Genomic DNA, 21,124 nt, shown 5'->3' on the forward strand with positions numbered 1-21,124 from the left:
GTAAAATAGATAAATGAACTTTAAAAACGTACAAATGAACTTTAAAATAAGGAAGAGAATATCATTTTATATCGAATAAATATTGATATTTTTTTCCAACAACAAAGGTACAATGCAAAATGTTGTCTGATTGACTCTCTTTTTGCATAAAATCATACTATTTTAACAGAAAATATTGTTTTTTTGGGATAAATGAGATCTGTAAGAACAGCCAACAGAATGGCATCCCCCAAGGTTGAAATGCGGCTAATCGGTCGTACTGACAGTGTAGATTTCCCTGATTTGGGCTTAACGGACGTTCGTGCCAAAATAGACACGGGGGCTTATACTTCTTCCATCCACTGTTATAATATAAAATTGGTGAAAGAGAAGCTCGTTTTTTATTTGCCAGCGCACAAGGGAGAAAAACGAAAACGGTTTGTGGCTAAAGCATTTGAGCTGAAATCCATCAAGAATTCATTTGGGCAAACTGAAATGCGTTATGTAATCAAAACGCGCATTGTGATTTTTGGCAAAGCTTTTCAGGCCGAATTTTCCTTGGCCGACCGCGAAAAAATGCGCTACCCCGTATTGTTGGGGCGAAAACTTCTTCGAAATCGTTTTTTAGTGGATGTCTCATTAGAAGACCTTTCTCTATCCCAAAAAAGAACCGCTGCTGAGTCGGTACTGCATTAACAAAAAGATAACCTTGATTCAATCAACTTCCCATTAATTTTACCCCACCGTTACGGCTCTGTTATGCTGCAAATAACAATGCTAATCGGCTGATTATGTAATTATTATAATGAAAATTGCTGTTCTTTCTACCAACCCCAAATTATACTCTACCAAACGCCTGGTAGAAGCCATTCGCACGCATGGGCATGAAGCGCTTGTCATTAATCATGCGTTGTGTCATGTGATGATTGAAGAAGAAAAACCCGTCATTTTATACAAAAATAAACCCGTTGAGGGCATCGACGCGATTATTCCGCGCATTGGAGCTTCAGTAACCGACTATGGGTGCGCGGTAGTGCGGCAGTTTGAAATGATGAAAGTATTTACGACTGTCAAATCTCAGGCCATCATGCGTTCGCGCAATAAGTTGAGAAGCTTGCAAATCCTTTCAAAAGCGGGTGTACAGATTCCTAAAACGGTTTTTGCCAATCAGACTAAAGACATCGAAAGCCTCATTCACTTGGTGGGTGGGCCGCCCGTTATTATTAAATTATTGGAAGGAACTCAGGGCGTAGGGGTGGTTTTGGCGGAATCAGAAACTGCCGCAAAATCAACCATTGAAGCTTTTTATGGACTGAAAACCAACGTCTTGATTCAAGAATACATTGCAGAGTCAAAAGGGGCTGACATTAGGGCTTTTGTGGTTGGTAACAAAATTGTTGCTGCCATGAAGCGCCAAGGCAAAGCAGGGGATTTTCGCTCCAATCTCCATCGAGGGGGCAAAGCAACCCCGATTTTATTGACGCCACAGGAAGAAAAAGCCGCTCTTCAAGCCGCAAAAGCCTTGGGAGTGCGCGTGGCAGGGGTAGATATGATACTGTCGAATCGGGGGCCGATGATTATGGAAGTCAATTCTTCGCCTGGTTTGGAAGGAATCGAAAATTGTACGGGTGTCAATGTCGCTGACTTGATTGTGTCGTTTATTGAAGAGAAAATTCCCGCCGACGAAAACGATACCATCGGCGTATAGGGTAAAAATGAGGGTCTCTTATCTTTAACCTAACATTAAACAGGGAATGATTTTATACTTTTTTCTTGTTAATGGTACGCTAGCACTTAACCTTTGATTAATTCTCTTCCTGTATGCTGGATAAAGCATCTTATGACACCCAACCGAAATGCCTTGTTGCGCTGGATTCCATCATTTTCGGTTTTGACGGTGACCTCCTGAAAATTTTATTGGTAAAACGCGGTCCGAATCTGCACGCCGATACGTGGTCGTTGATGGGTGGATGGTTGAATCCCAACGAAAATTTGGAACAATCAGCGGAGCGGATATTGTTTGAACTGACTGGACTTAAAGGTGTCTATTTGGAGCAACTTTACACGTTTGGTGATATCAACCGCGACCCCATTGACCGCACCGTTTCGGTGGCTTATTTTGCCTTGATAAACATTGAACACTACGATTCCAAAATTTCGCAGGTTCACTTTGCGCATTGGTTTCCCGTCAGCGAAATGCCCAGTGAACTTTTGTTTGACCACCGTCAAATGATTGATTTAGCCATTCAAAAACTTCGCTACAAGGCGGCGTTGCACCCGCTTGGTTTTGAACTTTTGCCCGAAAAATTTACGATTCCGCAACTGCAAAAACTCTACGAAGCCATCTTCCAAACGACTTTTGACAAGCGAAATTTTAGCCGTAAAATCCTTTCAACGCACCTGCTTGTAAAGCTCAAAGAAAAGCAAAAGTCCTCAAAGAAAGGTGCTTATCTTTATGAAGTCAACAAAGAGAAGTACAATTCCTTCAGTAATTCGTTCTTGAATTTTGTTTCAAATCCTGAGTTTTAGGGCTGACGCTTAATCAGGAAATAAGCAACCATCGAAAGAATGAGGGTCATGGTCATTTGGGTAAAGAGAATGACCAAAAAAGCTTTGAGAATCGTAAGCCATTTAGGCCCACCAAAAAACTGAACTTTTGCCCAAGCCGTAAAAATAAACCAGGCAAGCATGTAGATGCTAAGCACGTAAAAATAATACTGACGAAATAAAAGCACCAACGGCGTGAAGATCAGAATAAAGAAAACCACGCGAAAGCCCCCTATAAAGGCTTGAAAGGTGAGATTTTCCGCATAGTTGTACCCCTTTTTGCGAAACAGCAGCCACATGTAAAAGGACGAAATAGGGACGCCAATAAATAAAATAAGGTTAAAATACTTCGAAGAAAGCTCCGTAACGGGGTTGACACTTTGGCTGTTGTTTTCCATCAAATGGAAATAATGGGTCAGAAACGCCGAGATGGCTACGGTAAGTACCAGATAACTAAATGGGTTGTAGTATTTTTTTCGTTTGCCTGTTACATATTCTTTTACCACAATCCCGGGTTTAAGCGCCAATTCTTTGGTCAAATGAATGACTCCTTTGTCGGCATGGACAAAGGCGTGCACTACATCGTGCCAAATGTGGTGCATATCAATACGGTGTATGTGGGCTGATTGGCCGCATTTAGCGCAGAAATCATCATTTTTTCCCAAAGGGTTTTGGCAGTTTTTGCAAATCGCAGCGTTCATAAAAGGTTTGTAAAGGAATGGTAGGGCAAGATACAAATTTGGCCGAATTGTATTCTTTGAAAATGGCAAAATAGTCTTAGAAACAACCTTGAAATACTTTCTTCTGATAAAAAAAGTAGCTGTTTAATACCCAGAGCCACTTGAAAACGAAAATTTGAACCACCTGCATCGCTCACCTTCTCCCGCAAATAGTTAGGTAACGGCGGAGGGTATGGTTGGGTGTTTTGGTGCTTTTTAAGTGAGTAGCGATGCGCGATTAATGTACAAACCCCATGGTAAAATTACAAACACATCTATTACTCCTGACTTTTAGCGTCCTGTTAAGTTCGGCTTTTGCCCAAACCGCCCTTAAAAAAATAAAAGTAGAGGGGAATCAGTTTGTGACCCAAGACGGTAAAGCGATGGTATTCAGGGGGCTAAACGTAGCCGACCCCGACAACCTGCATACCAAAGGACATTGGGAAAAAGCATTTTTTCAGGAAATCAAAAACTGGGGAGCCAATATTGTACGTTTTCCTGTTCATCCTTCTGCGTGGCGGAAACGGGGGAAAGCAGAGTATCTAAAATTACTGGACGACGGCGTAAAATGGGCAACGGAATTGGGCTTGTACGTCATCATTGACTGGCATTCGATTGGTAATCTACGGACCGAAATGTACCAATCTGATAATTATGAAACGACCCAAAAAGAAACTTTTGAGTTTTGGCGGACCATGGCCAAACATTTTAAAGGGAACAACACCGTTGCTTTCTTTGAATTGTTTAACGAACCCACCGTTGCGGGTGGGCAGTTGGGAACGTGTTCGTGGGAGCAATGGAAAACCTTGAATGAAGAAATGATTGGAATCATTCGTGCCCACGGCAACGATGCTATACCATTGGTCGCTGGTTTCAATTGGGCCTATGACCTGACTCCCGTCAAAGAAAACCCAATCAACGCTGTTGGTATTGCCTACGTAAGTCACCCGTATCCCATGAAAAGATCAAAGCCTTGGGAAGACAAATGGACGGTGGACTGGGGATTTGTGGCTAAAAAATACCCATTGATACTGACCGAAATAGGTTTTTCAGGAACCGAGGAAGTAGGGGCGCACGTTCCGGTCATCAGCGATGAATCGTACGGTGAGGCCATCACCAAATATACCGCTGAACAGGGCATCAGTTGGGTGGGCTGGGTCTTTGACGACCGCTGGGCACCCCGTATGTTTTCTGATTGGAATTTTACACCCACAAGGCAAGGAAAATACTTTAAAAAAGCACTTTTGGAATATAATTCCAACAAATGAAAGTGAGCAATTCTAGCCTTTAGACTGGTGAGGAAGGGGTATGAATGATGAGCTTTAGCCCTGACAAAAGAAAAACCTTTACTCAAACTTAGTAATATTTTATTGCACCAACGTTACTAATCCTAATCCATGATGAAACGATTTTTACTCCTTTTCTTTCTTCTCGTTCAGATTCAAAGCTTTGCCCAACTCAAACTCGCCCGTTTATTTTCTGACCACGTAGTGCTGCAACGTCAAAAGCCCATTCCCGTATGGGGTTGGGCCAAGCCTAAAGAAAAGGTAACGGTGACGCTGGCGGGACAAAAACAAATTGCCACAGCCGATGTCTCTGGAAAATGGTCAGTAAAATTCACATCGCTAGAAGCGGGCGGTCCGTATAAAATGACGGTTATGGCTAAATCAGAAAAACTAGAAGTAAACGATATTCTGATGGGCGAAGTGTGGCTTTGCTCCGGGCAGTCAAATATGGAATGGCCTGTTAGACAAGCTGATAACTTTAAAGTAGAGAAGAAAAATGCTGATTTCCCGCAAATACGCCACTTTTTTGTGGCGCACGATGTAACTATGCAGCCACAAAATGATTTGACGTCGGGGGAGTGGAAAATTTGCAATGAAGAAAATGTGGGGAATTTTACGGCCGTTGGTTTTTTCTTCGCCCGTGAACTTTACCAAAAACTCAAGATTCCCGTTGGGCTTTTGCATTCGTCGTGGGGTGGTTCGCAATTGGAAGGCTGGCTAAGCAAAGAAGCCATGCTGACCCATGAGGAACTAAAACCCGTTGCTCAAAATTTACCGAAAACCTGGGAAGAAGCCGACGCGATTCTGGACCTGAAAACGCGGAAACAATTGCTGAAAACGGAGGTAAATCCTACCGTGGCCGACGAGAAAAAATACACCGAAGCAGGCTACGATTTTTCTAAGTGGCACAACGCAGGCAGTCCGATTGGTCAGTGGGACTGGAAAGGAATCTGGATGTTTCGGGGCAAAGGATTCATGGCCCGGACGGTGGATATTCCCGAAGAGATGGTAGGACAAGCCACTACCTTGGGTTTGGGAATCCAAGATAGTTTTAACGAGATTTACATCAACGGACAATTGGTGTCGCAGGGAATTGTGGAAGGAACGCGCAAAATCACCTTACCAGCCAACACGTGGAAAAGCGGTAACAATCAATTGGTTATCAAATTTGGCAATATGGTGCAATTTCCGTGGTATGGGCTGGGCATCAATGGTACACCTGAAGACTTGTTTGTCAGCGCAAAAGACAGCAAAGTTAGCTTGGCTACGGGTTGGTATCTGATGCCTTCTTTTGCCGAAACTCACACCTACAATCACAGTTGTAACAACGTAGCAACCACGATTTATAACGGGATGATTGCCCCGTTGGTGCCGTTTGCCATTCGGGGGGCATTGTGGTATCAGGGTGAGTCCAACGCGGGGCGAGCCTATCAGTACCGCCAAACTTTTCCGTTGATGATTAATGATTGGCGGCAAACATGGAAAGATGAATTTTCTTTTTATTTTGTGCAGCTTTCAAGCTACGGGGCGTATCAAAACAGCAATGACGGCAGCGATTGGGCCGAACTTCGCGAAGCGCAAACCATGACTCTAAGCCTCCCTAAAACGGGAATGGCCGTGACGACCGATGTCGGCAATCCCAAAGATATTCACCCTACCAACAAGCAGGATGTGGGCCACCGCCTAGCCCTCAACGCCCTTAAATCCAATTATGGATTGGAAGTCTTGCATTCGGGGCCAATGTATGAATCGGTTCATTTTGAGGAAGATAGAGCCGTTGTTACATTTGATTATACGGGAGAAGGTTTAACCGTTAAAGATAAATTTGGTTACGTAAAAGGTTTTGAAATTGCGGGGGAAGATAAAGTATTTTACTACGCCAAAGCCGAAATCATTGGCGACAAAGTAGAAGTGTATCACCCCAAAGGACAAAAGCCGATTGCGGTGCGCTATGGTTGGGCGAATGCACCGGAAGATGCCAATTTGTTCAACAGTGAAGGTTTGCCCGCAAGCCCTTTCAGAACCGATAGTTGGAAAGCAAAAACAGAAGGGAAGAAATTTGAGTAAATGCAAAAAACAAAAATTAATCTAATGACTTACGTACCTAATCACGCCCGTTACGAACACATGTCGTACCGCCGCTGCGGAAAAAGCGGCCTTAAATTACCCGCGATTTCACTGGGCTTGTGGCATAATTTTGGAGGTGTCGATGTGTTTGAAAACTACCGCGCCATCCTTCGTACCGCTTTTGATGCAGGAATTACCCATTTTGATTTAGCCAACAATTACGGTCCGCCGCCTGGCTCGGCCGAAGAAAACTTTGGGGTATTGCTCAAAAAAGACTTTGCTGCTCATCGCGACGAACTCATTATTTCGTCGAAAGCGGGACACTTGATGTGGCCCGGGCCGTATGGCGAATGGGGTTCACGCAAATACTTGATTGCGAGCTGTGACCAAAGCCTCAAGCGCATGGGCTTAGATTATGTGGATATTTTCTACTCGCACCGTTTTGACCCCAACACCCCGCTTGAAGAAACAATGGGCGCGCTGGACAGCATTGTTCGTCAAGGAAAGGCATTGTATGTAGGAATCTCCAGTTATACGGCCGAAAATTCAGCCAAAGCCATTCAGATTTTGAAAGATTTGGGTACACCCTGTCTTATTCACCAACCCAAATACTCGATGTTTGAGCGGTGGGTCGAAGGGGGCTTGATGGATGTTTTGGAAGAATCGGGCGTGGGCTGTATTCCGTTCTCTCCCTTGGCGCAGGGGCTTTTAACCGATAAATACCTAAAGGGGATTCCATCAGATTCGCGGGCCGCGAAGGAACATGGCTTTTTGAAAACAAGTCAAATCACTCCCGAAACGCTTCAAAAAATCGAAAAACTCAACGCTTTGGCACTGGAACGTGGTCAAACCTTGGCGCAAATGGCGTTGGCGTGGCTGTTGAAAGACCCTCGGATTACGTCGGTTTTAATCGGGGCGAGTCGTGTATCTCAACTGAAAGATTCCCTAAAATGCCTTGAAAATCAGCATTTCAGCGCCGAAGAATTATCGAAAATTGAGGGAATTTTGTCGTAGTGGCGGGGTTTACCTCCGCCCACCTAAACGGGGCAGACGCAAGGCCTGCCCCTACAATATAAATTGGGGAGAAATGCTACTCAAATCAGCAATTTGTTATTTTTTTATGTAAAATGGCTGGAAAATTCGTTATTACAATGTAACCAACGTCATCTTTCATGCCTCATTTTCGCTTTATCTACACCACCCTTTCTGGATTATTTCTTACGTTTTTTCTTGTCTTAAACGCTCAAAGTCAAACATTTCCGACAATTTCGCCCGCACAATTGTTTGGCGATACGACCTCTGCGGAGTCTTTTCGGGGGATGTACACGCAATTGGGAGGGTATCCTACGTTGAGCGATTGCCGGACGGGGAAAATCGTACGAATATTGCCGAAGGGAGCGTATCAGGAGCTTAAAGATATTTATAAAAAAGCCCGTCGGGAGAAATTGAGCCGTGTTTATGTAGAAATAGACGGATATTACGCCGATAAAACCAAAGACCAGGTGGTGGCCCAAGAGATTGTGCTGTTTCAGAATATTCAGGTGTGCCCTTCCCAAACCAAAACATTTCTGGTCAGGCTGAAAACCCAATTCATTGAATATTCGGAAACGCTGGTTGAATGGGGGATAAAATTCGGGACGGCATTGGCGATTTTATTGTTGGGATTTGGACTAATTAACTGGTTTGACCGTCCACTAAAATCATTTATTGATAATCGTCGGCGCGTAGATCCTTCCGTTAAAAGTTTTATTAAAAGCTTGATTTCTATTGGTTTGCGCCTAAGTGTTATTATGTTTTCAGGTGCATTTTTAGGACTAAAAGTAACGGGTTTTGTGGCGTTGTTTAGTGCTGCTACCTTGGCCATTGGCTTTGCGTTGCAAGGCAGCTTGTCCAATTTTGCGGGTGGTTTTATCATTTTATTGATGAAGCAATTTAAAGTGGGCGAAAAAATCACTTCTCAAAATTATACCGGTGTTGTGCGCGATATTTTGATGTTTAATACCGTATTGGACACGGGCGACGGCCGCCGTGTCATGATTCCTAATGGGCCTTTGCTCAACAACACCATTATCAACCATACCCGCGCTGGTTTTGAAAAAAGGGGATTGAAAATTTATACCGCGTCTGATGTGGATACCGAGCATCTTAAATCAATGATTGTCGAGCAAATGGCAGACATTGAGACGCTGGTGCAGCTTGCCCTTACCCCCGATGTTAAAATTACGGACTGGAACGGAGAGCGGTTGGAAATTACGATTTCGTACCAAACGCCAACCCTACAAAGCGAGGAAATATTTGAAAAGGTAGTACAACGCCTTAACAATCGCCTTCATCAAGAGAATTTAACCTTTTATACTTCCATGTAGGCCCTTGAGCAGGCGCATTTTTGAGAAATTCTGTACCTTTGAGGCTTAAAAAATGCCTTATCATGAAAATCATTTGTATTGGCCGCAATTACGTTGATCACATTCACGAACTTCAAAACGCTGTTCCCGAAGACCCCGTTATTTTTCAAAAGCCCGACACGGCGCTACTCAAAGACAATGCGCCGTTTTATTATCCCGATTTTACCCAGGATCTTCATCATGAAGTAGAAATCGTGGTAAAAATCAGTAAGATGGGTAAAAATATTGACGAAAAATTTGCCCACAAATACTACGAAGAAGTCGGTATCGGTATTGATTTTACCGCCCGCGATTTGCAATCCAAACTTAAGTCAAAAGGCTTGCCCTGGGAACTAGCCAAAGCATTTGATGGTTCTGCACCCGTTTCGTCGTTTGTTCCTAAATCACAATTTGCTGATTTGCAGAATCTTAATTTTCATTTGGATGTCAACGGTGAAACCCGCCAACAGGGCAATACTTCGTTGATGTTGTTTAAAATTGACTATATTATTTCGTTTATTTCTCGCTATTTTACCCTAAAAACGGGCGACTTGCTCTTTACGGGCACCCCAAAAGGCGTTAGTGCGGTCAAAGTAGGGGATACGCTTACGGCTTACATTGAAGGTAATAAAATGCTTGAGTTTGAGGTAAAATAAAAATGACAGGAGGACGTAAAATGGACTGATTTGTGCATCTGCGAGCCTTGTTTGTGATTTTGTGATAAAAAAATGATGCTTGCAGCATGACTAAAGGACGATTTATATACTTTTTTTGCTTTTTTCTCGGCATTCTTCAATCGGTTATTGCCCAACGGGAATCCTTTCCGAAAGGGTATTTTCAGTTTCCGATTCATCCTGGTCAGAAAAACACTCTGGCGGGGGTTTTGGGAGATTTGCGCACCAATCATTTTCACGCAGGGATTGATATTCGTACCCAGCAACGGGAAGGATTGCAGGTCTTGGCGGCGGCCGAAGGGTATATTTCGCGCATTAAAGTGCAAACGTCGGGTTATGGAAACGTGATTTTTATCAAACACCCCAACGGCATGACAACGGTGTATGGCCATTTGCTTTCGTTTGCGGAGCCGATGGGAAGTTATTTACGCCAAAAACAGTACGAACGTAAATCGTTTGAAATAGAACTCAATCCCTCACCCGACCAGTTTCCAGTGAGCAAAGGACAACTGATTGGCCTTTCGGGAAACACCGGCGGCTCGGCGGGGCCGCATTTACATTTTGAGATTCGGGACTCCAAAGACAATTATCTTAATCCTTTGTTCTTTGATTTTACCGAAATTGAAGACAATACGCCGCCTTATTTTACGTCAATGGCCATCCGCCCCATGTCGCTATTGAGTCGCGTCAACGGGGAATTTGAAAGAATTACCTTTCGGCCAGTGCGTCAAAAAGAAGGCCTTTATTCCGTGGCGCAGCCCATAAAAGCTTGGGGGGAAATCGGTCTTGAACTGATTGCTTTTGATGCCATGACGGGGGTGAATTTCAGAAACGGCGTGAATTGCGTTGAAATTAAGCTCGACGGGCAGGAAGTATTTGCTTACAACATGACTTCGTTTCCATCATGGTCTACCCGCGATTATAACAACCTTATCGACTACGCCACCGAACAAAAAACGGGCGCTCGCTACCTGAAATGCTATAATCCAGACGGCAATCAATTTAATGTGCACAAAACCGACGGCTATCGCGGCAAGCTGCAAATAAGGGACACGCTCATGCACGATGTGGAGGTGACGCTCTTTGATTCTTACGAAAATTCGGCGGTGTTGCGATTGAAAATAAAGGGCGAAGCGCCCGAGGTGCTGTTGCCTCTCTTGGAGGAGCCAGAGGCACTGCCAACGGTGGCTTATCTCAAAACAGATGCGGTAGAAAATGTGCTTAAAATCACTGCATTTGGGCTTTCTCAGTTGACGCAGGCTGATATTTACGTAAAAAATAAAAGTATAAAATTGGCGCCAGCGTATCAGAGCAGCGGTGAAACGGTCTATTTGCTTGATTTGCGCGACTACTTGCCCGATTCGATTCAAATTGGCAACAAACAACTGAAAACAAACTTTCGGGAACGGATTCGCCCCAATATCATTGAGACCTACAACGGCGACCGCTACACGCTGCGCTTTGGCAACCAAAGCATTTTTGATACACTTTATCTGGCCGTGCAGTCGCGCGCGAATGGGCTTGCCATCAATGAAGAAAATATCCCGCTTCGGGATGCCATCGGGGTTAATTTTCGGCCAGACCAAATGCCAGCTAATCCTGAAAGAACACACGCTTACCGCTTTGACGGTGAGCGACTGCGTTTTGTGGGCGGAAAATGGCAAGGCGAAACGCTTGATTTTACCACCCGCGAGTTGGGCGATTTTTCCATCGCTACCGATGAAACGCCGCCGTCTGTAAAGTTGATTCAATCTTCCAAAAAAAGTATTTCGGCGCGTATTTCCGATGGAATGTCGGGAATCAGTTCGTTCAATGCGTTTGTAAATGGAGAGTGGGTTTTGATGAATTATGACTACAAACGCAACTATATTTGGTCTGATAAACTGGTTGACACCCTTGATTTTGAGGGGGAATTACGGCTCGAAGTGACCGACCGCGCAGGAAATATCGCTATCTTGCAGGCCGAAATCAAAGAACCTGTTGTCAAACCCGCTACCCGTAAAAAACATGGCACTGCAAGTAGGCGAAAAAGCTCCCCTGTTCGAAGCAAAGGATCAAAACGGAAACGTCGTTAAACTGACTGATTTTCAGGGCAAAAAAATTGTCCTCTATTTTTATCCCAAAGATGATACACCCGGCTGTACTGCCCAGGCGTGCAGTCTGCGCGATAGCTACGATGCTATGCTAGCCAGAGGCTACGTAGTGCTCGGCGCAAGCGTCGATAACGAAAAATCGCATAAGAAATTTGCCGAAAAATATCAGCTTCCCTTTCCTTTACTGGCCGATACCGAGCACCAAATCGTAGAAGCCTATGGTGTTTGGGCCGAAAAATCCATGTACGGCAAAACTTATATGGGCACAGTACGTACTACTTTTATTATTGACGAAAATGGTGTAATTCAGGAGATTATCTCTAAAATTGACACCAAAAACCACGCAGAGCAGGTGCTTTCGTAAATTAAGTTTTCGTTAGTTTGTGCTAAAAGTGTCATTCTGACATTTATATTTGTAACAATTTAAAAACTACGCATATTTCCATTATCCAAATGACTGAACTTCAAAGCATTGCTTCGCAGGTAAGACGCGATATTTTACGCATGGTCCACGGCTGTCAATCAGGTCACCCGGGCGGGTCGCTAGGTTGCACCGATTTATTGGTTGCCTTGTACTTTCAACAAATGAAAATCAACAACCGCAAAGGTAAAGGCGGTTATTTGTCATTCAATTTGGATGGCAAAGGTGAAGATTTGTTCTTTTTGTCAAATGGCCATATTTCGCCCGTGTTTTATAGCGTATTGGCGCGTCGCGGGTACTTTGACGTCAAAGAATTGGCCACCTTCCGTAAGATAAACACCCGTTTGCAAGGTCACCCCACCACCCACGAAGGACTGCCGGGCATTCGTATTGCATCGGGTTCTTTGGGCCAAGGGCTTTCGGTAGCGATAGGGGCGGCGTTGGCGAAAAAACTCAACGGCGAAAAAAACATCGTGTATTGCCTCATGGGCGATGGCGAGCAGCAGGAAGGCCAAGTGTGGGAAGCCGTACAGTTTGCGCCCAACAACAACGTCGATAACCTCGTTGCGTTTGTGGACGTAAACGGTCAGCAGATCGACGGTTCGACCAATAAAGTAAATAACAACCGCGATTTAGGCGCAAAATACAAAGCTTTCGGCTGGCGTGTAGTGACCGTCGACGGCAACAACATGGACGAACTGACGACCCTGTTGCGCAAAATCAAGCGCCTTGTGGGTAAAGGTCAGCCCATCGCCGTGATGATGAAAACCGAAATGGGCCAAGGTGTAGACTTCATGATGCACAGCCACAAATGGCACGGCGTAGCGCCTAACGACGCCCAATTGGAGCAAGCTTTGGCGCAATTGCCCGAGACGCTGGGAGATTATTAAACAATCAGGAGATGGTAACAAGTCTTGACCAACTGGATTTATCAAAACAATACAGCTACGCAGACTATCTTAAATGGAAGTTTGAAGAGCGGGTAGAGCTGATAAAAGGGCGCATTTTTAAAATGTCGCCTGCTCCTGCGCGTAAACATCAGACTATTTCAAGGTATTTTATCTCACAAATGGTAAAGTATTTTGATGAACACCCTTGCGAATGGTATCATGCGCCGTTTGATGTGCGTTTGGCGCGTAAATCTGAAAATACCGACAAACAGGTGTATACAGTGGTGCAGCCTGATCTTTGCGTGATTTGCGATAAATCGAAGTTGGATAAGCGAGGCTGTGTTGGTGCACCTGATTTGATTATTGAAATTCTCTCACCCGGCAATAGTAAGAAGGAAATGAAGGATAAGTTTGAGGTGTATGAAGAAGCTGGGGTGCGCGAGTATTGGATTGTACAATCGACCGATAAGAATGTACTGGTTTACACACTCAACGAACAGGGCGTTTTTATCGGACATCGGCCTTTCATTGAAGACGAAATCATGCACTCGTTTATTTTTCCTGAACTGAAAATCAATTTGTTAGAAGTCTTTAAAGATTGACGCCCCCTCCGTTGCTGAATGAAACTCCAAAGTCTCCATATCAAAAATTTCAAGTCTATTGCAAAAATAGACATCATCGAACCCAACCCATTTACGGTCTTTGTCGGCCCCAACGGGTCGGGCAAGTCGAATATTTTTGAGGCATTGGAGTTTTTAAACTATGGATTGCGTTTCGATTTTAATAGGGAAGAAGAGGTTAATTTTTCAGAAGCAGATACCGTTGTATCTTTATTTGGAGGGAATTCGTCAATTGTTCCTTTTAATAAACAAACATCAAAATCTGAAATACAGTTAAAACTAAATGACTATAGCTTATCGTCAACTAGTACGCTTAACGAATCCCGAAAATATTACTTTGGATTTGGAGCTGATGAACGTATCAATTGGATTGATTGGGTAAATAATTCTCAAGAATTTCGTTTTTTAGTTAAAAATTTCTTCAGAATTTTTGTGAAAAATGAAGAAATTATGCGGCGCCGTTTACCTGTTGGAGGTAATTCAAAATTGAATTTTTCTGCTTCAAACCTTGCAAAGGTGCTAAAAATTATTTTGGAGGATGCCTTAAAACGAGATGAAATTTTAGATTGGTTACGATTACTAATTCCTGAATTTGACAACTTAGAAATAAGTACTGACGCTTTTGACGGAGAATCAAAATTAAAAATCAAAGAAAAACACACGAAACATCCTTTTCCTAAACACCTCATTTCCGACGGTACTTACAACATCCTAGCGCTTTTAACCGCCGTTTATCAATCGGATGAGCCGCAGTTTTTGTGCATTGAAGAGCCGGAGAACGGATTGCATCCGAAAGTGATAAAAGAGTTGGTTCATTTCTTTCGGGATGCCTGCCAAGAAAAAGGGCATTATATCTGGCTCAATACGCATTCACAAACATTGGTTGCTCAGTTACAAACCGAAGAAATTATTCTTGTCAATAAAAAGCAGGGAGAAACAATAACCAAACAACTAAAAAACCACAATTTACATGGTTTACGCATGGACGAGGCGTGGTTGACGGCAGCTTTAGGAGGAGGCTTACCTTGGTAAAAGTTGGGTTTATCGTAGAAGGTGAAACCGAAAAGCTGATCATTGATTCTGACGGTTTTCAAAAATTGTTAGTTGAATTGAATTTAGAATGTGTCAGCGAAGCCATTGATGCTGGAGGAAATGGAAATTTATTACCTCATAACATCATCCCGTTTAGAGAAACCTTAAAAGATTTAGGAGCAGAATACATTATAATTCTTACCGACAAAGACGATGCCGTTTGTATTACGCAGACGCGTCAACGAATAACCGAGCAGGAAAACCAAATTATCATTGTAGCAGTGCATCAAATTGAATCTTGGTTTTTGGCAGATACAGAGACATTATCGCTTTGCACAAAAAGTAATTGTTATTTTGAACAACCTGAACGAGAAATTGTCCCTTTTGAAACATTGGGAGCTTTGATGATAGAAAAAACGAAACGTGGTATCGGCAATAGAAAAACACGATTTGCGCTGAACTATTTGCGGAATGGTTTCTCCCTCCGACGCGCGGCGCAGCATCCCAATTGCCCCAGTGCCGCTTACTTTTTGAATAAACTTTCAGTACTTAATACCCAATACTAATTACGCAATACAACACAAAGAATGAAAAAATATACGTTCACCGAAAAGAAAGATACCCGCAGCGGATTCGGCGCGGGAATGCAAGTTTTAGGTCAAACCAACCCCAACGTCGTGGCAATGTGTGCCGACTTGGTGGGCTCTTTAAAACTCGACGCGTTTATCAAAGAAAACCCTGAGCGCTTTATCCAGTGCGGGATTTCGGAAGCCAACATGATTGGGATGGCCGCAGGTCTGACCATCGGCGGAAAGATTCCGTTTGCGACCACATTCGCCAATTTTGGTTCGGGACGGGTCTATGACCAAATCCGTCAGAGTGTAGCTTATTCTGACAAAAACGTCAAAATCGCAGTATCACACGCGGGCCTGACGCTGGGAGAAGATGGAGCCACGCACCAGATTTTAGAAGACCTTGCCATGATGCGCGCCCTGCCCGGAATGACCGTTATCAATCCCTGTGATTATAACCAAACCAAAGCAGCGACCATCGCTGTGGCAGAATATGAAGGTCCCGTTTATCTGCGTTTTGGTCGCCCAGTGATTCCAGTATTTACGGATGCTGACCAAAAATTTGAAATCGGCAAAGCGTGGATGGTCAATGAAGGTACAGATGTAAGTATCTTTGCCACAGGGCATTTGGTGTGGGAAGCCATCCAAGCGGGCGAAATGCTCGAAGCCGAAGGCATCAACGCCGAAATTATCAACATTCACACGATTAAACCTTTGGACGAAAAAGCCATCTTAAAATCGGTGAAGAAAACGGGTTGTTTGGTGTCGGCCGAAGAGCATCAGGTAGCGGGAGGATTGGGAAGTGCCATCGCTGAGTTGTTGATTCAGGGTACGCCTTATCCGCAGGAATTTATCGCCGTAAAAGACAGCTTCGGAGAAAGTGGGACACCAGCGCAACTCATGGAAAAATATGGCCTCACCGCCAACGATATTGTAGCAGCCGCCAAACGGGCGATTGCCAGAAAAAAGTAAGAAGAAGTCAGGAGTGAGAACAAAAAATCACTCCTGACTCCTGACCGCAAGCGCGGCACCGTCCTCACTCCTGAAAGATGACCGATCAAGCCATTCTTGAAAAATTTGCCAATCCCGAAAGCCGCAATTTTGCTTTCAATCAGTTGGTGCGAAAGTACCAGCAAAAAATTTATTGGCACATTCGCAAGATGGTCATTGACCACGACGATGCCGACGATTTGACACAAGAAACTTTCATTAAGGCGTGGCAGGCATTAGAAACATTTCGAGGAGATGCGCAGCTTTTTACGTGGCTGTACCGCATTGCTACCAACGAATGTTTGAATTTTTTGAATAAAAAACGTCGCCGATTTTTTATTCCTATTCACGATGTAGAAGGCGAGTTATTAGAAAAACTGGAAGCCGCAGCGGGCGAATCTGACTCGCCGCTTTCGGGAGACGAAATTCAGTTGAAGCTGCAAAAAGCGCTACTGACCTTGCCCGACAAACAGCGGTTGGTGTTCAACATGAAGTATTTTGATGACCTCAAATACGAAGATATTGCCGACATCACTGGCACCTCGGTAGGGGCATTAAAGGCAAGCTATCACCATGCAGTGACAAAAATTGAAAAGTTTTTAAACGGAGAAGATTAAACTTTAGTATAAAAGCTTTGTCAAAAGATAAATACGTTTTCTCCACGGCTTCATTTTATGTGATTGAAAACGATTCTCTACTTCATCCACAGCATCGCAGAACCTGAGAAAAAATGAAACGGATAAAACTAGACGACCTCGAACGTAAGCTTCCTTTTCGGGAACCTGAAGGGTATTTTGAAAAACTACCTTCCACGGTACAAACCCGCATTTACGAACAAATAGCTGAGAAAGAAACCTCTTTTACGGTCAGTTGGTCATGGAAACGAACCGCTTTGCTCGGGGCGGCGGCGAGTGTGGTTGGCGTATTACTTTGGGTAACATATCCACAAAAACAACTTTCGCTGGGCGAAGAAACTCTGAGCCAAGTGTCAGATGCTGAGATTATTACGTATCTAAAAGATAATCACATTACCCAGCAAGAAATGGTGGAAGAGCCTCAGGTAAATGAGACTTATGCCGGAGAAGATGTTTTGTTGCAACAACTCAACGTCAATGACGAAGACCTCCGCAAAGCCATTCAGGACGAAGACTTAGAGGAAGCAATTTAGTGTATCAATCCGTTATTTGAAACATATTTTAGTGATGAAAAAAATCGTATTTGTATTTATTTGCACCCTATTGGTTAGTGCCTCTTACGCGCAAGACGGAGGACATCAGAAAATCGAAAATGCCAAAATTGGCCTGATTACCAACCGATTGAACCTTACCCCAGAACAGTCGCAGCAGTTTTGGCCTGTCTATAATGAGTTTGACGATAGAAAAAAAGAGATTCGTAAGCAGATGAGAAAACTCATCGTTGAAACCAACACGCTCACAACGCCCGACGAAAAAATTCTGGCTAATCTCAAAGAAACGCTCAATCTCCAGCAAAAAGAAGTGGATTTGGAGCGTGAATACATGAATAAATTTCTTAAAGTGGTTAATGTTAGGCAGTTGGCAGAGCTGTATAAAGCCGAGCAGATGTTTACGCAAATGCTCATCCAGCGCCTAAACAGGAAGCAACAATAGAAATTTTTTGGAGACAGCCTTCATTTAGGGTTTTATTAGAGGCAATGCTTTCGCGTCGAAGGCATTGCCTCTTTGTTTAGGCAACGTCTCGCAGGGCTTCGAGTTGTTTTATTTTTCTTCGTGATACTGGAATTTCATACCCGTCTCTTAGTCGGAAATGTTCACCCAACGAAACGTCTAAGTATGCGGTATTGATAATACAACCTCGATTGACGCGAAGAAAGTTGGGCGGCAGTAACTCTTCGTAGAAACCAATGTTTTTTGAAACCAATATTTTTTGACCGTTTTTGAGGACAAACAGGGTGTAATTGCGCTGGCCTTCAAGGCGCATGATGTCGCGCAGGGGAACGAATACTTTGTGGGAGTTTAGCGGCAAACGGAGCCCTTCTAAGCCATTAGGCGTTCGAGCAAGGTGTATAACTGTCATAACATTAAGGGTTGAATGTGCCCTACAAAATTGCGATTTGAGAAGAGGGTAAATCAACGGGCGTTTGCCCGTATCCTTTCGGTATTTTTCCCGTATTTTTGTGTCTCATATACGCTCTTTTATGTTTGCCATTGTAGATATTGAAACCACCGGCGGCGCGTACGATACGAGCCGCATTACCGAAATTGCCATTTTGCGTCACGATGGCCAACAGGTCATCGACTCTTATCAAAGTCTCATCAATCCCAAGTGCTGGATTCCAGGGTTTATCACCCAATTGACGGGGATTGATAATCAAATGGTCAAAGACGCGCCAACGTTTGAAGAAATTGCGGATGATGTGCGCCGATTGACCCAAAACGCCGCTTTTGTGGCGCATAATGTCACCTTCGATTATGGATTTGTAAAGCGCGAATTTGGGCGTTTAGATGAGTATTTTGACCGTGATACGCTGTGTACCGTTCGACTAAGCCGTAAGATTTTTCCGGGCTACAAATCGTATAGCTTGGGTAATATTTGCCGAGATTTACAAATTCAGCACACCAATCACCACCGCGCCATGGGCGATGCCGCCGCTACAACGCGCCTGTTTGAATTGCTTCTCCAACATGACCATCAGGGATTACTGAAAGGCTGGGTGTCGTAAATAAATCATGGTATTTTTTACTAAATTTTAAACATAGGGAACCCTAGAAGGCTAATTTTAGTTTTGTAAGTGATTACTCACTTTTAGTTATGACTGAAAAGAAGGAACTGATTCTAGAAACAGCGCTAAAACTTTTTGCAGAACATGGATTTGATACGACTCCCACGAGTCAGATTGCCAAAGAAGCGGGAGTTTCGGAAGGACTGATTTTTCGTCATTTTACCAATAAGGAAGGATTAATGGATGCTATTTTGGCCATGAGTGAAGAACGGATGGCTCGGCACGTCAAATCCATTGTTGCATTGGCCGAACCTTTGGCCAAGATTCACGCCACGATTGAACTGCCCGTGAAGCTATTTAGCGAAGAACGCGAGTTTTGGAAACTACAGTTTTCTCTCAAATGGCAGAAAAAATACCGAGGGCAGTCGTACCGTCCGAGTGGTTATTATCTTGAGTTGGTGGAAGTCATCACCGACGCATTTCGCCAACTGGGCTACGCCGAACCCGAAAAAGAAGTTTTGTTGTTAGTCATGCTGCTCGACGGCTTGAGTAATCAGTTGATGCAGCAACCTTCTGAGGCATTTATTGAGCAAACGCTCTCATTTCTGAAATCTAAGTATCAACAGAATAAACTCAAAAGTTAAGGAGTCCAATATTTTAAACGCACAATTTGTGTGGTCAAACAGTAAGTAAGCACTCACTTATTAATTGATAATTTAGCAACCCATGTTTCGCAAATTAAAAAATACAATGTTGATTTTATTCATTCTCATTGCGGTCATTGCCCTGAGTGGGTACGTATACATGCAGCAGCCACAATTCGGAAAAAATCCTGCCGAAATCCGCCTCGAACGTATTCGTACTTCGCCACATTACAAAAACGGAGCCTTTCAAAATGAGCACTTTACCCCTGATTTGGCCGAAGGCGTTACTTATTTTGACATCTTAAAACTGTATATTCCAAAGGTTGAAAACAAAGAGCCGAGCAAAACACTGCCTTCGGTCAAGACCGATTTAAAGAACCTCTCATCCGATAAACCCGTGGTGGTTTGGTTTGGGCATTCTTCCTATTTTATGCATATCGACGGAAAAAATATACTGGTAGATCCCGTTTTTAGCGGAAATGCCTCGCCAATATCTTTTTTTGGGGCTAATTACAACGGAAGCAATGTGTATTCAATTGATGATTTTCCTGAACTCGACCTGCTGATTATTACGCACGACCATTACGATCATTTGGATTATGAAACGGTCAAAAAGCTACAGCCCAAGGTAAAGCGGGTCATTACATCTTTGGGGGTAGGGTCGCATTTGGCGCATTGGGGCTATGATGAGTCTCAGATTACGGAACTGGATTGGTGGGAAAAAACAGCACTCGACAGTACGTTTGACATCACTGCTGCGCCGGCCCGACATTTTTCAGGGCGTGGTTTTAAGCGGATGCAGACGTTTTGGTCGTCGTTTATTCTAAAAACACCGCAGCACAGCATCTATGTTGGCGGGGATTCGGGATATGATACGCACTTTAAAGAAATTGGAGAAAAATACGGCCCGTTCGACTTGGCTATTTTGGAATGTGGGCAATACAACGACTATTGGAAGTACATTCACCTGATGCCCGAAGAAACGGCCCAAGCCGCGGTTGAGTTGCGAGCTAAATTACTTTTGCCTGTCCATTGGAGCAAATTTACGCTGGCGTTGCATCCGTGGAATGAATCCATCGAACGCGTGACGAAAAAAGCAAAAGCCTTGAATCAACCCATTACGACACCCATGATTGGCGAAAAAGTGGAAATTGGGAGCGGTGAGTATCCCGTCAAAGAGTGGTGGAATTACTAAATCATGAAGGGTTCAAAAAACGTTTTTTGAACCCTTCATGATTTTAATAGGCAGGAGTGAGGTTGATGGCCTCTACTTTTTTGATTTCAGGAACAGATTTTAAAATTGCCTCCTCTAGTCCTGCCTTGAAGGTCATGGTTGACATGGGGCATGAGCTGCATGAACCAACAAGTTCGAGTCGAACCGTCATGTCGTCGGTAATCTCTTTCACCGCTACGTTGCCGCCGTCAGCTTCCAGATAAGGGCGGATGCTGTTGAGCGCCATTTCGACGCGAGCTTTAAGTGAATCAGCTTGAAGTGTTTCCATTTT

Annotated in this window: 24 protein-coding genes; 21 read left to right on the forward strand and 3 right to left on the reverse strand. The window is 43.8% G+C overall.

The annotated features are described in order from the left end of the window. The first annotated feature begins 219 nt into the window (after positions 1-219). The 3 genes from GVN20_RS16940 (at position 220) to GVN20_RS16950 (ending at position 2,508) form a co-directional block, all read left to right on the forward strand. Positions 220-675 (forward strand): RimK/LysX family protein, encoded by a 456-nt coding sequence (locus GVN20_RS16940; RefSeq protein ID WP_229599094.1) that lies wholly within the window; start codon positions 220-222, stop codon positions 673-675. Between the two features lie 109 nt (positions 676-784). Continuing rightward, entirely contained in the window at positions 785-1,687 is a 903-nt protein-coding gene (gene rimK / locus GVN20_RS16945; RefSeq protein WP_166559477.1) for a 30S ribosomal protein S6--L-glutamate ligase, read from the forward strand. A 113-nt stretch (positions 1,688-1,800) separates the two neighbouring features. After that, positions 1,801-2,508, forward strand: a complete 708-nt coding sequence (locus tag GVN20_RS16950; RefSeq protein WP_166559478.1) for an NrtR DNA-binding winged helix domain-containing protein — start codon at positions 1,801-1,803, stop codon at positions 2,506-2,508. Here the strand turns inward: GVN20_RS16950 and GVN20_RS16955 are convergent. Continuing rightward, entirely contained in the window at positions 2,505-3,227 is a 723-nt protein-coding gene (locus GVN20_RS16955) for a DUF3667 domain-containing protein (RefSeq protein WP_166559479.1), read from the reverse strand. The genes GVN20_RS16950 and GVN20_RS16955 overlap by 4 nt on opposite strands. 272 nt (positions 3,228-3,499) lie before the next feature. On the opposite strand from GVN20_RS16955, the gene GVN20_RS16960 reads away from it, so the two are divergent. From GVN20_RS16960 to GVN20_RS17030, 15 genes are all read left to right on the forward strand, one after another. Further along, complete coding sequence (locus GVN20_RS16960; protein WP_166559480.1) at positions 3,500-4,513, forward strand: glycoside hydrolase family 5 protein; 1,014 nt, start codon at positions 3,500-3,502, stop codon at positions 4,511-4,513. A 129-nt stretch (positions 4,514-4,642) separates the two neighbouring features. Beyond that, positions 4,643-6,598, forward strand: a complete 1,956-nt coding sequence (locus tag GVN20_RS16965) for a sialate O-acetylesterase (protein WP_206023295.1) — start codon at positions 4,643-4,645, stop codon at positions 6,596-6,598. 24 nt (positions 6,599-6,622) lie between these two features. Then, the gene (mgrA, locus tag GVN20_RS16970; RefSeq protein WP_166559481.1) at positions 6,623-7,612 is read left to right on the forward strand and encodes an L-glyceraldehyde 3-phosphate reductase; all 990 of its coding nucleotides are present in this window, start codon (positions 6,623-6,625) and stop codon (positions 7,610-7,612) included. Between the two features lie 158 nt (positions 7,613-7,770). Next, a complete protein-coding gene (locus GVN20_RS16975; RefSeq protein ID WP_166559482.1) occupies positions 7,771-8,964 on the forward strand; it encodes a mechanosensitive ion channel domain-containing protein in 1,194 nt (397 codons plus the stop codon). Positions 8,965-9,026: 62 nt separating this feature from the next. Continuing rightward, positions 9,027-9,638: a fumarylacetoacetate hydrolase family protein gene (locus tag GVN20_RS16980; protein ID WP_166559483.1), complete on the forward strand. Its 612-nt coding sequence runs from the start codon at positions 9,027-9,029 to the stop codon at positions 9,636-9,638. 86 nt (positions 9,639-9,724) lie between these two features. Then, a complete protein-coding gene (locus tag GVN20_RS16985; RefSeq protein ID WP_166559484.1) occupies positions 9,725-11,731 on the forward strand; it encodes a M23 family metallopeptidase in 2,007 nt (668 codons plus the stop codon). After that, complete coding sequence (bcp, locus tag GVN20_RS16990) at positions 11,664-12,113, forward strand: thioredoxin-dependent thiol peroxidase (protein ID WP_114066383.1); 450 nt, start codon at positions 11,664-11,666, stop codon at positions 12,111-12,113. The genes GVN20_RS16985 and bcp overlap by 68 nt, the downstream gene beginning before the upstream one ends. Positions 12,114-12,202: 89 nt before the next feature. Beyond that, positions 12,203-13,060 (forward strand): transketolase, encoded by an 858-nt coding sequence (locus tag GVN20_RS16995; protein ID WP_114066382.1) that lies wholly within the window; start codon positions 12,203-12,205, stop codon positions 13,058-13,060. 11 nt (positions 13,061-13,071) lie between these two features. Continuing rightward, complete coding sequence (locus GVN20_RS17000; RefSeq protein WP_114066381.1) at positions 13,072-13,662, forward strand: Uma2 family endonuclease; 591 nt, start codon at positions 13,072-13,074, stop codon at positions 13,660-13,662. Between the two features lie 18 nt (positions 13,663-13,680). Continuing rightward, positions 13,681-14,712 (forward strand): AAA family ATPase, encoded by a 1,032-nt coding sequence (locus GVN20_RS17005; RefSeq protein ID WP_166559485.1) that lies wholly within the window; start codon positions 13,681-13,683, stop codon positions 14,710-14,712. Beyond that, positions 14,706-15,278: a DUF4276 family protein gene (locus GVN20_RS17010; RefSeq protein ID WP_166559486.1), complete on the forward strand. Its 573-nt coding sequence runs from the start codon at positions 14,706-14,708 to the stop codon at positions 15,276-15,278. The genes GVN20_RS17005 and GVN20_RS17010 overlap by 7 nt, the downstream gene beginning before the upstream one ends. Before the next feature lie 21 nt (positions 15,279-15,299). Then, positions 15,300-16,256 carry a transketolase family protein gene (locus GVN20_RS17015; RefSeq protein ID WP_114066378.1) on the forward strand — a complete coding sequence of 319 codons (957 nt, stop codon included), beginning with the start codon at positions 15,300-15,302 and terminating at the stop codon, positions 16,254-16,256. A gap of 77 nt (positions 16,257-16,333) precedes the next feature. After that, on the forward strand, positions 16,334-16,891 hold the full coding sequence (locus GVN20_RS17020) for an RNA polymerase sigma factor (RefSeq protein ID WP_166559487.1): 558 nt from the start codon (positions 16,334-16,336) through the stop codon (positions 16,889-16,891). Between the two features lie 113 nt (positions 16,892-17,004). After that, positions 17,005-17,442: a hypothetical protein gene (locus tag GVN20_RS17025; RefSeq protein ID WP_166559488.1), complete on the forward strand. Its 438-nt coding sequence runs from the start codon at positions 17,005-17,007 to the stop codon at positions 17,440-17,442. 34 nt (positions 17,443-17,476) lie between these two features. Further along, positions 17,477-17,902, forward strand: a complete 426-nt coding sequence (locus GVN20_RS17030) for a Spy/CpxP family protein refolding chaperone (RefSeq protein ID WP_166559489.1) — start codon at positions 17,477-17,479, stop codon at positions 17,900-17,902. 76 nt (positions 17,903-17,978) lie between these two features. Here GVN20_RS17030 and GVN20_RS17035 read toward each other — a convergent pair whose 3' ends face one another. Beyond that, on the reverse strand, positions 17,979-18,329 hold the full coding sequence (locus tag GVN20_RS17035) for a LytTR family DNA-binding domain-containing protein (RefSeq protein ID WP_166559490.1): 351 nt from the start codon (positions 18,327-18,329) through the stop codon (positions 17,979-17,981). Positions 18,330-18,450: 121 nt separating this feature from the next. Here GVN20_RS17035 and GVN20_RS17040 point away from each other — a divergent pair, with 121 nt between their 5' ends. The 3 genes from GVN20_RS17040 to GVN20_RS17050 all read left to right on the forward strand — a co-directional run bounded on the left by GVN20_RS17040 (position 18,451) and on the right by GVN20_RS17050 (position 20,814). Beyond that, positions 18,451-18,975: a PolC-type DNA polymerase III gene (locus GVN20_RS17040; RefSeq protein ID WP_166559491.1), complete on the forward strand. Its 525-nt coding sequence runs from the start codon at positions 18,451-18,453 to the stop codon at positions 18,973-18,975. Positions 18,976-19,064: 89 nt separating this feature from the next. After that, a complete protein-coding gene (locus GVN20_RS17045) occupies positions 19,065-19,619 on the forward strand; it encodes a TetR/AcrR family transcriptional regulator (RefSeq protein ID WP_166559492.1) in 555 nt (184 codons plus the stop codon). Between the two features lie 82 nt (positions 19,620-19,701). After that, complete coding sequence (locus GVN20_RS17050; protein ID WP_166559493.1) at positions 19,702-20,814, forward strand: MBL fold metallo-hydrolase; 1,113 nt, start codon at positions 19,702-19,704, stop codon at positions 20,812-20,814. Between the two features lie 43 nt (positions 20,815-20,857). Here the strand turns inward: GVN20_RS17050 and GVN20_RS17055 are convergent, their stop codons facing one another. Beyond that, positions 20,858-21,121 (reverse strand): NifU family protein, encoded by a 264-nt coding sequence (locus GVN20_RS17055; protein WP_114461513.1) that lies wholly within the window; start codon positions 21,119-21,121, stop codon positions 20,858-20,860. Positions 21,122-21,124 lie beyond the last annotated feature (3 nt).

Source organism: Runella sp. CRIBMP (genome assembly GCF_009905605.1).
Lineage (GTDB): Bacteria > Bacteroidota > Bacteroidia > Cytophagales > Spirosomataceae > Runella.

Excerpts from the sequence above, each read along its gene's own strand:
- GVN20_RS16975 (WP_166559482.1), top strand. The coding sequence starts at position 7,771 with ATGCCTCATTTTCGCTTTATCTACACCACCCTTTCTGGATTATTTCTT.
- bcp (WP_114066383.1), top strand. The coding sequence starts at position 11,664 with ATGGCACTGCAAGTAGGCGAAAAAGCTCCCCTGTTCGAAGCAAAGGAT.
- GVN20_RS17025 (WP_166559488.1), top strand. The coding sequence starts at position 17,005 with ATGAAACGGATAAAACTAGACGACCTCGAACGTAAGCTTCCTTTTCGG.
- GVN20_RS17045 (WP_166559492.1), top strand. The coding sequence starts at position 19,065 with ATGACTGAAAAGAAGGAACTGATTCTAGAAACAGCGCTAAAACTTTTT.
- GVN20_RS17000 (WP_114066381.1), top strand. The coding sequence starts at position 13,072 with ATGGTAACAAGTCTTGACCAACTGGATTTATCAAAACAATACAGCTAC.
- GVN20_RS16965 (WP_206023295.1), top strand. The coding sequence starts at position 4,643 with ATGATGAAACGATTTTTACTCCTTTTCTTTCTTCTCGTTCAGATTCAA.
- GVN20_RS17050 (WP_166559493.1), top strand. The coding sequence starts at position 19,702 with ATGTTTCGCAAATTAAAAAATACAATGTTGATTTTATTCATTCTCATT.
- GVN20_RS17030 (WP_166559489.1), top strand. The coding sequence starts at position 17,477 with ATGAAAAAAATCGTATTTGTATTTATTTGCACCCTATTGGTTAGTGCC.
- GVN20_RS16995 (WP_114066382.1), top strand. The coding sequence starts at position 12,203 with ATGACTGAACTTCAAAGCATTGCTTCGCAGGTAAGACGCGATATTTTA.
- GVN20_RS16960 (WP_166559480.1), top strand. The coding sequence starts at position 3,500 with ATGGTAAAATTACAAACACATCTATTACTCCTGACTTTTAGCGTCCTG.
- GVN20_RS17040 (WP_166559491.1), top strand. The coding sequence starts at position 18,451 with ATGTTTGCCATTGTAGATATTGAAACCACCGGCGGCGCGTACGATACG.
- GVN20_RS16985 (WP_166559484.1), top strand. The coding sequence starts at position 9,725 with ATGACTAAAGGACGATTTATATACTTTTTTTGCTTTTTTCTCGGCATT.
- GVN20_RS16980 (WP_166559483.1), top strand. The coding sequence starts at position 9,027 with ATGAAAATCATTTGTATTGGCCGCAATTACGTTGATCACATTCACGAA.
- GVN20_RS17015 (WP_114066378.1), top strand. The coding sequence starts at position 15,300 with ATGAAAAAATATACGTTCACCGAAAAGAAAGATACCCGCAGCGGATTC.
- GVN20_RS17035 (WP_166559490.1), bottom strand. The coding sequence starts at position 18,329 with ATGACAGTTATACACCTTGCTCGAACGCCTAATGGCTTAGAAGGGCTC.
- GVN20_RS16950 (WP_166559478.1), top strand. The coding sequence starts at position 1,801 with ATGCTGGATAAAGCATCTTATGACACCCAACCGAAATGCCTTGTTGCG.
- mgrA (WP_166559481.1), top strand. The coding sequence starts at position 6,623 with ATGACTTACGTACCTAATCACGCCCGTTACGAACACATGTCGTACCGC.
- GVN20_RS17055 (WP_114461513.1), bottom strand. The coding sequence starts at position 21,121 with ATGGAAACACTTCAAGCTGATTCACTTAAAGCTCGCGTCGAAATGGCG.
- rimK (WP_166559477.1), top strand. The coding sequence starts at position 785 with ATGAAAATTGCTGTTCTTTCTACCAACCCCAAATTATACTCTACCAAA.
- GVN20_RS16940 (WP_229599094.1), top strand. The coding sequence starts at position 220 with ATGGCATCCCCCAAGGTTGAAATGCGGCTAATCGGTCGTACTGACAGT.
- GVN20_RS16955 (WP_166559479.1), bottom strand. The coding sequence starts at position 3,227 with ATGAACGCTGCGATTTGCAAAAACTGCCAAAACCCTTTGGGAAAAAAT.
- GVN20_RS17005 (WP_166559485.1), top strand. The coding sequence starts at position 13,681 with ATGAAACTCCAAAGTCTCCATATCAAAAATTTCAAGTCTATTGCAAAA.
- GVN20_RS17020 (WP_166559487.1), top strand. The coding sequence starts at position 16,334 with ATGACCGATCAAGCCATTCTTGAAAAATTTGCCAATCCCGAAAGCCGC.